The sequence below is a fragment of the Acidisphaera sp. L21 genome (genome assembly GCF_009765685.1).
Lineage (GTDB): Bacteria > Pseudomonadota > Alphaproteobacteria > Acetobacterales > Acetobacteraceae > LMUY01.
In genome coordinates this window covers 81,039-93,244 of the sequence record NZ_LMUY01000008.1, presented here as the reverse complement: position 1 = coordinate 93,244, position 12,206 = coordinate 81,039, and the positions used below count along the sequence as shown (strand labels likewise).

Annotated in this window: 11 protein-coding genes; 4 read left to right on the top strand and 7 right to left on the bottom strand. The window is 67.2% G+C overall.

Going from position 1 to position 12,206, the window contains the following annotated elements:
- Positions 1 to 12: 12 nt before the first annotated feature.
- Together GSQ76_RS01960 and GSQ76_RS01955 are read right to left on the bottom strand one after the other, a co-directional pair.
- Positions 13 to 1,911 (bottom strand): BTAD domain-containing putative transcriptional regulator, encoded by a 1,899-nt coding sequence (locus GSQ76_RS01960; RefSeq protein WP_158742233.1) that lies wholly within the window; start codon positions 1,909 to 1,911, stop codon positions 13 to 15.
- A gap of 224 nt (positions 1,912 to 2,135) precedes the next feature.
- Positions 2,136 to 3,503 carry a glutamate--cysteine ligase gene (locus tag GSQ76_RS01955; protein ID WP_158742232.1) on the bottom strand — a complete coding sequence of 456 codons (1,368 nt, stop codon included), beginning with the start codon at positions 3,501 to 3,503 and terminating at the stop codon, positions 2,136 to 2,138.
- Between the two features lie 137 nt (positions 3,504 to 3,640).
- On the opposite strand from GSQ76_RS01955, the gene ubiA reads away from it, so the two are divergent.
- From ubiA to GSQ76_RS01940, 3 genes are read left to right on the top strand one after another with little or no spacing between them, the layout of a single operon-like run.
- On the top strand, positions 3,641 to 4,543 hold the full coding sequence (ubiA, locus tag GSQ76_RS01950) for a 4-hydroxybenzoate octaprenyltransferase (RefSeq protein WP_158742231.1): 903 nt from the start codon (positions 3,641 to 3,643) through the stop codon (positions 4,541 to 4,543).
- Positions 4,540 to 5,175 carry a methyltransferase gene (locus GSQ76_RS01945; protein ID WP_158742230.1) on the top strand — a complete coding sequence of 212 codons (636 nt, stop codon included), beginning with the start codon at positions 4,540 to 4,542 and terminating at the stop codon, positions 5,173 to 5,175. Before ubiA ends, GSQ76_RS01945 begins: the two co-directional genes overlap by 4 nt.
- Positions 5,175 to 5,921, top strand: coding sequence for a C13 family peptidase (locus tag GSQ76_RS01940; protein ID WP_158742229.1), 747 nt, complete (start codon positions 5,175 to 5,177; stop codon positions 5,919 to 5,921). Before GSQ76_RS01945 ends, GSQ76_RS01940 begins: the two co-directional genes overlap by 1 nt.
- Positions 5,922 to 5,923: 2 nt before the next feature.
- Here GSQ76_RS01940 and GSQ76_RS01935 read toward each other — a convergent pair whose 3' ends face one another.
- The 5 genes from GSQ76_RS01935 to aroA form a co-directional block, all read right to left on the bottom strand.
- Positions 5,924 to 6,790 (bottom strand): universal stress protein, encoded by an 867-nt coding sequence (locus GSQ76_RS01935; protein ID WP_158742228.1) that lies wholly within the window; start codon positions 6,788 to 6,790, stop codon positions 5,924 to 5,926.
- 147 nt (positions 6,791 to 6,937) lie between these two features.
- Positions 6,938 to 7,780 carry a signal peptide peptidase SppA gene (sppA, locus tag GSQ76_RS01930; RefSeq protein ID WP_254070189.1) on the bottom strand — a complete coding sequence of 281 codons (843 nt, stop codon included), beginning with the start codon at positions 7,778 to 7,780 and terminating at the stop codon, positions 6,938 to 6,940.
- 87 nt (positions 7,781 to 7,867) lie between these two features.
- Positions 7,868 to 9,595, bottom strand: a complete 1,728-nt coding sequence (gene rpsA, locus GSQ76_RS01925) for a 30S ribosomal protein S1 (protein ID WP_158742226.1) — start codon at positions 9,593 to 9,595, stop codon at positions 7,868 to 7,870.
- Positions 9,596 to 9,774: 179 nt separating this feature from the next.
- The gene (gene cmk / locus GSQ76_RS01920) at positions 9,775 to 10,386 is read right to left on the bottom strand and encodes a (d)CMP kinase (protein WP_158742225.1); all 612 of its coding nucleotides are present in this window, start codon (positions 10,384 to 10,386) and stop codon (positions 9,775 to 9,777) included.
- Positions 10,383 to 11,705, bottom strand: a complete 1,323-nt coding sequence (gene aroA, locus GSQ76_RS01915; RefSeq protein WP_158742224.1) for a 3-phosphoshikimate 1-carboxyvinyltransferase — start codon at positions 11,703 to 11,705, stop codon at positions 10,383 to 10,385. The genes cmk and aroA overlap by 4 nt, the downstream gene beginning before the upstream one ends.
- A 125-nt stretch (positions 11,706 to 11,830) precedes the next feature.
- Between aroA and GSQ76_RS01910 the strand changes: the two genes are divergently transcribed.
- Positions 11,831 to 12,160 carry a TIGR02300 family protein gene (locus tag GSQ76_RS01910; RefSeq protein WP_158742223.1) on the top strand — a complete coding sequence of 110 codons (330 nt, stop codon included), beginning with the start codon at positions 11,831 to 11,833 and terminating at the stop codon, positions 12,158 to 12,160.
- Positions 12,161 to 12,206: the final 46 nt, after the last annotated feature.

Genomic DNA, 12,206 nt, shown 5'->3' with positions numbered 1-12,206 from the left:
GTACGCGGGCGGCTAGTCCGCCGGTAGGCCCGCCAGCAATAGCCCGGCTGCATAGTGATCTTTGTCGCCATGTTGCAGTGGTACCGCCCACACCGCCGTAGCGACCGTCGTCGTCGGGTCGAGCGCCAGCAGCCGGGACCGCATGCGCGTCGCCTCCTCCGTCAACCCGGCATGGCCCAGCGCGCAGAGGTAATGCCTGAAGCCAGACACGAAATTGGGGTTGAGCTCGCACGTGCGGCGACCGCACTGGATGGCGGCATCGTAGTCCCGGCGCTGCAGCTCCATCAGGGTCATCGCTGCGTCGAACAGAAACGTATTCGGGTCGTTCGGCGATAGCCGCTTGTAGCGGGCGAAGCGCCGGGCCGCCTCGTCCAACTCACCGAGGTAGGTGTAGGTGGCGGCGGAAAACCCCCACGCCATCGGCAGGTTCGGGTTCAGCGATAAGGCGCGGGCATGAAGCTCCAGTGCCTCCCGCGGGCGCTTGTCCATGAAGGCGCGCACGTGGCCCGCCACTGCGAAGGCCCGGGCGCTGGCCGGGTCCAGTGCGATGGCGCGGCTGGCATGGCGGCCCGCATCGGCCACCGCCTTCGCCACGTCGCTCGCCCAGCCCTGCCCCACCCGGAAGTTCAGGTGGTAGGCCAGGCTGACATGCGCGGGCGCGTAATCCGGATCCAGCGTCAGCGCCTCGTTCAACAGCAACTCGGCCTGGTTGAACTCGTCCCGCCGCAGCCGTGCCGTCAGCGGCAGGGCCCGCAACACCAAATCGTAGGCGGTGCGGGGCTCGTCGCCCTGCTGAGCCACCCGGCGGCTTTCCGCCATCTGGATCTCGGGCCCCAACTGGGCGGCAATCTCGGCCACCATGTCGTCCTGCAGGGTGAGGATGTCGCTGCTGGTCCAGTCGAACCGCTGCGACCAGGCGATCCGGTTCTCGTCACGCAGATCCATGAGCCATACGCTGGCACGGGTTCGGCTCCCCAATTGGTGGATGTTCCCATCCAGCAGGAAGTCCACCCCGAAACTCCGCCGCAGCATCGTCGCATCCCGGTCGAACTGCGTCAGGGACGAGGATGGCACCATGGACAGCCACTGGAACTGCGACAAAGCGGCGGCGATGTCCTCGGCCAGTCCCATGCCCAGTTGGGCATCGCTGCCGTTGGACCCGATAAGCTGCAGCGGCCGCACGCCAACCGTGACGCTTTGCCGCTCACCCTCCGGGATGGGTGGACGGGCGAAGACGGCTGGCGGACGTTGCGGTGGGACTGCCACCGTGCCGGACCGCACCTCGGTCACCAGACGCTGGGTTTCCTGCGACGGCGCGGCGTCCAACCGCTCGGCCAAAGCGACGCGGCACCGCTCGAACGCTTGAATGGCGAGCCCGCGCTCCCCCCGCTCGGCATGGGCGCGGATCAGCGCGCGCCAGCCGCCTTCATGCGCCCGGTCGATGCCCAGCAATTGCTGGGCAGACTGGATCACACCATCCGGGCTGGTCTGCTGCTTCAGCAGAACCTCCGCCACACCACGCGCGTGGTCGCGCAGCCGCGCCCGCTCGGTCAACAGCCATTGGTCGAGTGCGGGGTCGACGTCGTCGAAATCCTCCAGCAACTCGGCGGTCATCATCGAGAGGGCGCTTGGGTTCGCCACGCTTGCATTCAGGACCTCGTTCACGTCGATCCACACCAGATCGGACCTGATCGCCAGATGATCCCGCGTGACCCGCAGCACATCGGCGCCGACAGGCTGCAGCGCCTCCAGCAGGCGATGGATCTCCTGCCGCAGGGAGGCGCGAGCCTGTTCCTCCAACCGGCGGGACCATAGGAGTTCGGCTAGCCGGGGCCGCATGATCGGCCGCGGCGCCGACAAAGCTAGAATCGCGAGCAACGCTCGGGTCTTGCGACCGAGCGGGAGGACCACCTCGTCCTCATCCGTGACAGCTTGTATCTGACCGATCAAACGAAGGCGCAGCACAACGTTTCGATAGGTCTCGTGTTCAAACTGCTGAGGCACGTCTATGCCACCGAGAATGGTCATATTGTAGCCCCCAAACGACGCCGTAGCATTCCTGTTACGAGATTACGGCAGGTCGTTTGCTCCAAGTAAAGAATATATTGAGCTTTCAGGGCGCTTTAATGCAGATCTTAGATGGCCGCAGCCGTGAAAATCTTCGTGATTTCTCCGTTCCATTCCGTTTGATATTTCTCACGCCACATTTCGGCTTCAGTTGGACCACCTTCAGCAATAATATTTAATGGATCCAAGTAATCACTTTCATCTCCACCGGCCCAATTCCTGCGTGCCTGCAACCCCTGTCTGGCAATGGCGAGAACCTCCCGCGCCAGGTCGCGCAGCGTGCCACCGGCCCAGGGCGTCCCCATGGCCGTGTACGGCACCAGGGGCCGTAACGCCGTAAATGCCTCGACCGGGTAGCGCCGCACCAACGCGTCCGCCGCTGCCAGGGCCGCATCGTCGTACAGTAACCCCACCCAGAACGCCGACAGCGCCACCATCATGGCCGGGCTGCCGGCATCGGCGCCGCGCATTTCGAGGAACCGCTTCAGACGCACATCGGTGAACGCCGTTGTGACGTGATCGGCAAAATCGCCCACCGTCGCGACGTGCCCCTGCGCGGCATCCAGGCGGCCGGCCATGAAATCGCGGAACGACCTTCCGGCGACATCGATGTAGCGGCCGTCGCGCTGGATGAAATACATCGGCATGTCCAGCAGCCACTCGGTGAACCGCTCGAACCCGAAATCCTCGGCGAACATCATCGCCGGCATGCCGGTGCGGTCGGCGTCGACGTCGGTCCACACATGCGCCCGGTTGGACAGCAGACCGTTCAGCCTACCTTCCTTAAAGGGGGAGCTGGCGAATAGCGCAGTGGCCAACGGCTGCAGCGCCAGAGACACGCGCAGTTTGCGGCGCATGTCCGCCTCGTCGGCGTAGTCCAGGTTCACCTGCACGGTACAGGTGCGCAGCATCATGTCCAGGCCCATCGTCCCGGTCTGCTGCATGTAGCGCCGCATGATGGCGTAGCGGCTTTTCGGCATCCACTCGGCGTTTTCACGCAACAGGGTCGGGTGATAGCCGATCGGGGCGAAGCCGAAGCCCAGCTTGGCCGCCAGGGCGGATGCGGTGGCGCAATGCTCGTCCAGTTCGGCCTTGGTCTCGTGCAGCGTCCGCAATGGGGCGCCCGACAGCTCGAACTGGCCACCCGGCTCCAGCGAGATGGAGGCGCCGGCGCGCGGGCCCACGCCCTTCAGCCCGATCAGGGCGTCGACATCCACGATGTCCTCCCACTCCGGCGACGCCATGCCCTGCAGCAGCGCGCGAATGCCACCCGGCTCGTACGGCGGCGAGGCGAAATCGACGTGGCGGAAGCCGAATTTCTCGTGCTCGGTGCCGATGCGCCATTGCGCCTTCGGCTTGCCACCAGCGGCCAAATGGTCGGCGAGTTGCTGGACGGACGCAATGGGCGTCTCGTCGGCGTCGGACGGGTTGGACATTCGGGACGAGACTTTCCGGGTTGGTTGTCACCAGGGATGGTACATACCGGCAAGGATCGTCAAGGCAAGCACCCCCCAGGGCATGCCGCGCACGCGTCGCGGTTGACCCGGCGGCCTTGGCGCGCAATGCACGCTGCATGAGCAGTAGCCATACCGATATCGTGACTGGCGGGTGGGTGGCGCACCTCCCCCCGTCTTGGCGGCCGTACGCGCTGCTGCTGCGGCTGGACCGGCCGATCGGGGCGTGGCTGCTATTCCTGCCGGGCCTGTGGGGCATCCTGCTTTCCGGAGCACCACTCGCCCGCATGGCCTGGCTGGCGGCCCTGTTCGCCGTCGGCAGCGTGGTGATGCGCGGCGCCGGCTGCGTGGTGAACGATATGTGGGACCGGGATCTGGACCGGCTGGTGGCCCGAACCGCCGGCCGCCCGCTCGCCTCGGGCGCATTGCGGATGTGGCAGGCGGCGGTGCTGCTGGTGGCGCTGCTGGTGGCCGGACTGCTGGTGCTGCTGCAACTGCCGCTGCTGTGCTGGGCGCTGGGCGCCGGCTCGCTGGTGCTGGTAGGACTGTATCCGTTGGCCAAGCGCGTGACCTGGTGGCCGCAGCTGGTGATGGGCTTCACCTTCGGCTTCGGCGCGCCCATGGGCTACGTCGCGGGCGCCAACCGCATTGGTTGGGCGTGCGTGGCACTGTATGCCACGGCCATCCTGTGGGACCTCGGGTTCGACACCATCTACGCTCATCAGGACCGGGAGGAGGACGCCTCCGCCGGCGTGCTGTCCACTGCGCGGCTGCTGGGCCGGCATACGCGCCTGTTCCTGCTGGTCTGCTACACCGCGACCATCGCCGTGCTGGCGGTTGCGGGCTGGTTGGCCGGGCTGTCGCAGTGGTTCACCCTGGCACTGCCGCTGCCGGCCGCGTTCCTGCTGTGGCAGGTGGTGCGGCTGGACATCGATGACCCGGCGGGTTGCCTCCGACTATTCCGGCTGAACCGGGAGACCGGGCTGGCCGTCGCCGCGGCGATCCTGCTCGGCCAGCTATGAGTGAGGCATTCGTCACCGGCAACACCACCCTCGCCCACGCCCCGCTGGTGCCGGAGATCGCGCTGTACCTTGCGACCGAGATCACGCCGATCTGGCTGGCCAGCGAAATTTTCCTGAAGCAGAACAATATCGAGCCGCCGTTCTGGGCATTCGCCTGGCCCGGCAGCCAGGCGATGGCGCGGCATGTGCTAGACAATCCCGGGCTGGTGCGCGGCCGGCGCGTGTTGGATTTCGCGGCGGGCGGCGGGCTGGCAGCCATCGCCTGCGCCATGGCCGGGGCCGCCAGCGTGGAGGCGGTGGAGATCGATGCCGTCGCATCGTCTGCGACCCGAATGAATGCGGCCGCAAACAACGTCGTACTCACTGTAACGACTGCTGATTTTGTCGGCAAAGATTGTGAATGGGATCTGATCCTCTGCGGCGACGTGTGTTACGAAGCCCCAATGACTAATCACATCCTGCCCTGGCTGCGGCTGATGACCGCCAGGTCGGAAGTGTGGATCGCCGACCCGGGCCGCGCCTATTTGCCACCAGGGTTGCAGGCCTTCGCGCAGTACGACGTGCCGACGTCCCTAGAGCTTGAGGATACTGTGATGCGCCGCACCACCCTGCACCGGCTGGCTGCCGCCTGATGCGCGCCACCTTGCTGTTGGTGTTGTTGCTGGCCGGATGCGCCCGCTCCCAGATCGCCGCTACGCCACTGCCGAGAATGGGACCGCAGCGTTGGACGGCGGTGTTGGTGGCTGGCGATAAGTCGTTGCCGGTGTTCGACAACGCCACCGGCGCGATGGCGACCTTGCTGGAAAGGGCCGGCGTGCCGCCGGAGGACATTCACCGCTTCAGCGCGTCCCCCAGCGTGTTGGCCACACCGCATGTGCAGGTAGCGACCCGGGCGCGTGTGCTGGATGCGGTCGCGGAACTGCACCCGGCGCCGGGCCAGGCCTGTCTGGTGTTCATCACCTCGCATGGCGCGCATGGCGAAGGCGTGTATCTCGCCACGCGGGAGGAGTTCCTGCTGCCCGCAGATCTGGATACCGCGCTGCAATCCGGCTGCGGCTCGGCGCCCACGGTGGCGATCGTATCGGCGTGCTACACGGGCGGGTTCGCCCAGTCGCCCGTGGCGAAGGCGAACCGCATCGTGCTGACGGCGTCGGCCGCCGATCGCCCGTCATTTGGCTGCGGTGCCGGGCGGGAATTGACCTATTACGACCAGTGCATCCTGGGCAGCCTGAACAAGGTGATGCCGGGCTGGAGCGATGTGGCCACGGAAACCGACAAATGCGTCAGCCGGCTTGAGGCGCTTGAGCACGTGGCGCCGTCCGACCCACAAAGCTGGATCGGACGCTCCGTCGCCGGCCTGCCAGTGGCGGGCGGGTAGGCCTACCGGTTCATCAGAACTGGTAGGTCGGCCTTTTCCAGCACGTGCCGGGTGACGCCACCGAGGATGAGTTGGCGGAGGCGAGAGTGGGAATACGCGCCCATCGTCAGCAAATCGGCACCGAACTCACGGGCGGCGGCCAGCATCCCGGCGCCCACTTCGCGGTCCAACGGGCGGAAGGTCGCCAATTCCGCCTTCACCCCGTGCAGGGCGAGGTAGGCGGCCAGTTCGCGGGCTAGCGGGCCATTGCGCTGGTAGTCGTCGGACGAGAGAATCCGCACTGCCTCGGCCGTGCGCAGCCAGGGAAGCGCCGCCTGTACCGAGGCCGCGCCCTCACCGGTGCCGTTCCAGGCGACGGCGACGCGCCTGCCGAGCGTGACGGGACTGCGATGCGGTGCAATCAACACCGGGCGGCCGCTGTCGAACAGCACGGCGTGCAGTGCGTCGGACGATGACACGTCGTCGCCCGATTCCGGGTGCGGCACGATGGTGATGTCGGACAGCCTCGCCTGCTGGGCAACGACATCCTCCTCCCGGCCGATCGTTGTGGCGAAGGAGGCGCTGGGATGGTCCGCCTGCGCGGTCGGGTGTTCCATCTTGATACCGGCGCCCCCCAATGCGCGGTCGAACAGATCCCGCACGGCGGACGAACGCTCACCGCTTTCCTTCTCGGTGGCCTGCATCATCTCCTGAATCATGGCGCCGGACAGGCCCTCGCCGGCCAGCGGGGCCACGTCGCGGCTGTCGGCTCGGACGTGCAGGGCCATGATGTGGGCATTGAATTGCCGGGCGACGAGCAGCGCAGTCGCAATCGCGGCTTCACCGGCGGATGTACCGGTGAGTGGCAGAAGCAGCTTGCGGATCGGCATGACGGGCGTCCCTTGACTTAACAGGCATCGACTTGAATGCGTCGTTATGGCGCGAACAGAAGCAAGAGCCGACCGGGGATGCAAGGTTTCGCTTCTCGACCCGGATCTTCCGGCCGGCGCATCAACGCGAATCGCGGTACGCAGTTGCTAGCGGACGAGCAGCGGATCCCAAATCGCCATGGGTAGGCCGACCGAGGAATCCAGCCCGAGGCGCTGGCTGATCAGCCCCAGGGTCGCCCCCACGGTCCGGTCGTAGAAGCTGCCGAGCTTCAGATCGGCGATCGGCAGGTCGGCCTTGATCCCCTTCTCCTTCTCGAGCCACGCCCGGGCGTCCGGCTCGCCACCGATCTGGTCGACCAGACCCAGCGCCAGGGCCTGGCGGCCGGTATAGGCGCGGCCATCGGCAAGCTCGCGCACTTTCGCCTCGTCCATATGCCGCGCCTGGGCGACCATGGTGACGAACTGGCCGAACATGTCGCCAACGAGGGCCTGCAGATACTCGCGGCCCGCCGGGGACAGGCCGTGGGTGAAGGAGGGCTGGTCTTTCAACGGGCCGGAGATGATCGCCTCGGCCGTCAGCCCCAGTTTATCCAGCAATCCGCCAGCGTTGCCTGTCTCCAGGATGACGCCGATCGACCCGGTGAGCGTCGCGTTGCTGGCGAAAATACGCGCCGCGGGCAGGCTGATCATATAGCCGGCCGAAGCCGCGGTGCCGCCCATGACGGTCACCACCGGCTTGGCCGCCGCAACCTGCTCCAACGCATCATGCAGGCTCTCCCCGCCAGACACGCTGCCGCCCGGGCTGTCGACCGCTAGCACCACTGCCGCAACGTTGCGATCCTTCGCCAGGGCCGTGACGGCCTGGATCAGTTGGCGGTTGGCGGAAATGACCCCGCTGACGTTGACGCGGGTGATGTGCTGGCCGCCGGCGAAGGCTGCGGACCGGCCGCCAATGGCGACATAGCCCACAGCGCCGACGATCGCGACCACTGCGAGGACCCGCCAAAAGACAAGGCGGCGCTTGAGGCGCCGCCTGTCCAGTAGAAGGTCCGCTTCGAGCCCAGAGTTGGGCAAGGCTTACTCGGCGCTCTGCTGATTGCGGCGACGGATCGCCGCACCCAGGATATCGCCCAGCGAGGCACCGCTGTCGGACGTGCCGAACTCGGCCACGGCCTGCTTGTCCTCTTCGATCTCGCGCCCCTTGATGGTGAGCGAGAGCTTGCGGGCGGCGCGATCGATGGCCGTGATCTTGGCATCGACCTTCTCGCCCACGGCGAAGCGGTCCGGACGCTGGTCGCCCTTGTCGCGGGCCAGTTCGGCGCGACGGATGAAGCCGGTGAGGACCTCGTCGACCTTGACCTCGATGCCGTTCGCCTGGATCGCGGTCACGACGCAGGTCACGACCTCGCCCTTGTGCACGCGGCTCAGCGTGTCGGCGGCGGGATCGTCCTCGAGCTGCTTGATGCCGAGCGAGATGCGCTCCTTCTCGACATCGACGTCCAGCACCTTGGCCTTGACGATCTGGCCCTTCTCGAACTTCGCCATGGCCAACTCGCCGGGCTCGTCCCAGGCGATGTCGGACATGTGGACCATGCCGTCCACGTCGGCGGACAGGCCGATGAACAGGCCGAACTCCGTGATGTTGCGGATTTCGCCCTCGACGACGCTGCCAACCGGCTGCGTGTCGACAAACTCTTCCCACGGGTTGCGCTGCACCTGCTTCAGGCCCAGCGAGATCCGGCGCTTGGAGCTGTCGACGTCCAGCACCATCACGTCCACTTCCTGGGAAGTGGAGACGATCTTGCCCGGATGGACGTTCTTCTTCGTCCAGCTCATCTCGGACACGTGGACCAGGCCTTCGACGCCCGGCTCCAGCTCCACGAACGCGCCGTAATCGGTGATGTTGGTCACGCGGCCCGTGTACTTGGCGCCCGGCGGATACTTCGCCGCCACACCTTCCCACGGATCTGCCTCGAGCTGCTTCATGCCCAGGCTGATACGCTGCGTCTCGGCGTTGAAGCGGATGACCTGCACGCGAACGGCCTGGCCGATCTGCAGCGCCTCGGACGGATGGTTGATGCGGCGCCATGCGACGTCGGTGACGTGCAACAGGCCGTCCACGCCGCCGAGGTCCACGAACGCACCGTAATCGGTGATGTTCTTGACCACGCCGTCGAGGATCATGCCTTCCTTCAGGCCCTGGATCAGCTCAGACCGCTGCTCGGCCCGGGTCTCTTCCAGGACGGCGCGACGGCTGACGACGATGTTGCCGCGGGCGCGGTCCATCTTCAGGATCTGGAACGGCTGCGGCGTGCCCATCAGCGGGCCGACGTCGCGAACCGGGCGGATGTCCACCTGGGAGCCGGGCAGGAACGCCACGGCGCCGCCGAGGTCGACGGTGAAGCCGCCCTTGACCCGGCCATAGATAGTGCCGTTGACGCGCAGCTGCGCCTCGAACGCCTTTTCCAGGTTGGTCCAGGCTTCCTCACGACGCGCCTTCTCGCGAGACAGGACGATCGCGCCATCGCGGTCCTCGTAACGCTCGACAAACAGTTCGATGAGGTCGCCAGGCTTGACCTCGGGTGCGGCACCCGGCGGTCCGAATTCCTTGAGGGCAACACGGCCTTCGCTCTTGAGGCCGACATCGACGATAGCGAATTCGTCGGTCAGGCGAAGAACGCGGCCGGTAACGACGGACCCATCAAAGCCAGTGTCGCGGCCGAGGGTCTCGTCCAGAAGGGAGGCGAAGTCTTCGCCACCCGGATTATGTGCAGTGTTATCGTAGGCGACGGCCTGAGATGCCATGTGGAGTATGTGCTTCCTGATCGGGGCGCCAGTGGCGCCGAGGTATGCGTTCCCAGTTCCGGGAGCGGCTTGCCCGTGGATTACGGGCCGGGTTTACGGGGGTATCGCGCGCAGGAACACGATTGTGGGGCGGGGAGTCAAGGGGATCGGCGATCCTCGCGACAAAAAAGCCGCCTTCGCTACTCGCTATTCTGTGCTTTGACCGCCAGTAGTGCCGCGGCGAATGCCTGGTTGGGATCCATGGCCGTGGTGTCCAACAGCACGGCGTCATCCGCCGGGCGGAGGGGGGCGGCAGCGCGGGCGGCGTCCATGGCGTCGCGGCGGCGGAGGTCCTCGGTGACGGATTCCAAGGAAGCGGCCTGGTGTTCGCGCCAGCGGCGTTCCGCGCGGGCCTCTACGCTGGCGGTGACGAACAGCTTCACGTCGGCATCGGGGAAGATGACGGTGCCGATGTCCCGCCCGTCCAGCACGGCGCCCCCGGTGGTGGCGAAGTTGCGCTGGAAGGCCAGCAAGGCGGCCCGCACGCCGGGCACCGAAGCAACCTGGCTGGCCGCCTGATCGGCCGCCGGGCCGCGGAGGTCGGTGCGGGCGAGGTCGTCGGGGTGCAACGCCTTGGCCTGGGCCTCGGCCGCCGCCGGGTCCGCCGGGTCGACGCCCGCGTCGAGCACGCGGCGGCCGACGGCGCGATACAGCAGGCCGGTGTCGAGATAGGGCAGCCCCAGTTCCTTCGCCAGGCGCCGGGCTAGCGTCCCCTTACCGGCGGCGGCTGGGCCGTCGATGGCGATGATCACGAGATATCGGCGCCCAGGGATGCCAGCAGCGCCGCGAAGCCGGGGAAGCTGGTTTCGATGAAGGCCGCATCGTCCACGGCGACGGGGGCATCGGTCGCCAGGCCCATCACCAGGGCGCTCATCGCCAGGCGATGGTCCATGTGGGTTTCGACGGTGCAATTGCCTGGCAGTGTGGCGGCGCCGTGCACCAACAGGTCGTCGCCCTCGATCGTCACCTGCGCGCCGGCGGCCTGCAGCATGGCGGCAGTGGCGGCCAGGCGGTCGCTCTCCTTCACCCGCAACTCACCGAGACCGCGCATCCGGGTCGTGCCGGGCGTGAAGGCAGCGACCACGGCCAGGATCGGGTATTCGTCGATCATCGACGGCGCACGCTCGGGCGGCACGTCGATCGCCCGTAACGGACCGTAGCGCACCGCCAGGTCACCCACCGGCTCCCCACCTTCGGTCCGTTCGTTGCTGACGGTGATGTCGGCGCCCATGTCGCAAAGCGTCGCGAACAGCCCGGCGCGTAGCGGGTTCAGGCCCAGATTGGCGATGGTGATGGCCGATCCTGGCACCAGCAGCGCCGCCGCCACGGGGAAGGCGGCGGAGGACGGGTCGCCCGGAACCACCACGTCCCGCGCCCGCAACTCCGGCTGGCCGGACAGGGTGATGATGCGGCCGGCGCCGGCCACCTCCACCGACACGGTCGCGCCGAAATGGCGCAGCATCGCCTCGGTATGGTCGCGGGTGGCGACGCCTTCCTCGATCACCGTCTGGCCCGGTGCGTTCAGCCCCGCCAGCAGCAGGGCGGATTTCACCTGGGCCGAGGCAACCGGCACGCGGTAATGGATCGGCATCGCGTCGCGGGCACCCTGGATGGCAAGCGGCAACCGCCCACCCTCGCGGGCGGAAAACCGGGCGCCGCACATGGCGAGCGGATCGGTGACCCGGCGCATCGGGCGGCCGCGCAGGCTCGCATCGCCGGTCATGACGGCAAACAAATCGTGGCTGGCCAAAATTCCCGTCAGCAGCCGCGCCGCGGTGCCGGAATTGCCCATGTCCAGCACGTCCGCCGGCTCCGCCAGGCCGCCGATGCCGCGCCCGGCGACGCGCCAGATCGCGCCTTCCTGCCGCACCGTCGCGCCCAGCGCCCGCATCGCCGACGCGGTGCGCAGCACGTCTTCGCCCTCCAGCAGGCCGTCGATACGGGTTTCGCCCACGGCCAGCGCGCCAAACATCAGCGCGCGATGGCTGATGGATTTATCGCCGGGCACCCGGATCTGACCGGTCAACGGATCGGCCGGGCGCCGGGCAGTCAGGGGGTGCAAGGGTGCCATGATGCGGCGCGCTTAGCAGTGGCGGGACGGTTTGGATAGGTGGCCGGGTTTGACACGGATGCAGGACGATGGCATGGGGCGCGCCCTCTGGCAGATTGCGCTGGATTGCGAAGGAGTGCTGCGTCATGCCGAAGCCCGAGCTCGGTACTAAGCGAGTATGCGTGGCGTGCAGCGCCCGTTTTTACGACCTGCAGAAGTCGCCCGCCATTTGTCCGAAGTGCGGCACGGAACAGCCAGCCGAGCTGCCAAAGCCGCGCCGGGCTGGCGGTAACGTCGTCGACGACAAGCGCCCGAAGAAGCCGGCGGTGGCCGATGACGCGGATGTCGAGGTCGAAGCCGTCGAGGATGATGCCGAGGAGGACGTGATCGAAGACGCGTCCGACCTGGAAGACGACGCCGACGCGATCCCGGACGAGATCGAGGTCGAGCAGAACGACGACGAACGCGAGCGCTAATCCCGCCGCTGCTGCCCAACTGTGTGGGGGCAGCAGCGTAGGATTA

Coding starts and splice junctions, on each gene's coding strand:
- aroA (WP_158742224.1), bottom strand. CDS start 11,705: ATGGCACCCTTGCACCCCCTGACTGCCCGGCGCCCGGCCGATCCGTTG.
- GSQ76_RS01935 (WP_158742228.1), bottom strand. CDS start 6,790: ATGCCGATCCGCAAGCTGCTTCTGCCACTCACCGGTACATCCGCCGGT.
- GSQ76_RS01955 (WP_158742232.1), bottom strand. CDS start 3,503: ATGTCCAACCCGTCCGACGCCGACGAGACGCCCATTGCGTCCGTCCAG.
- rpsA (WP_158742226.1), bottom strand. CDS start 9,595: ATGGCATCTCAGGCCGTCGCCTACGATAACACTGCACATAATCCGGGT.
- GSQ76_RS01910 (WP_158742223.1), top strand. CDS start 11,831: ATGCCGAAGCCCGAGCTCGGTACTAAGCGAGTATGCGTGGCGTGCAGC.
- GSQ76_RS01940 (WP_158742229.1), top strand. CDS start 5,175: ATGCGCGCCACCTTGCTGTTGGTGTTGTTGCTGGCCGGATGCGCCCGC.
- ubiA (WP_158742231.1), top strand. CDS start 3,641: ATGAGCAGTAGCCATACCGATATCGTGACTGGCGGGTGGGTGGCGCAC.
- GSQ76_RS01945 (WP_158742230.1), top strand. CDS start 4,540: ATGAGTGAGGCATTCGTCACCGGCAACACCACCCTCGCCCACGCCCCG.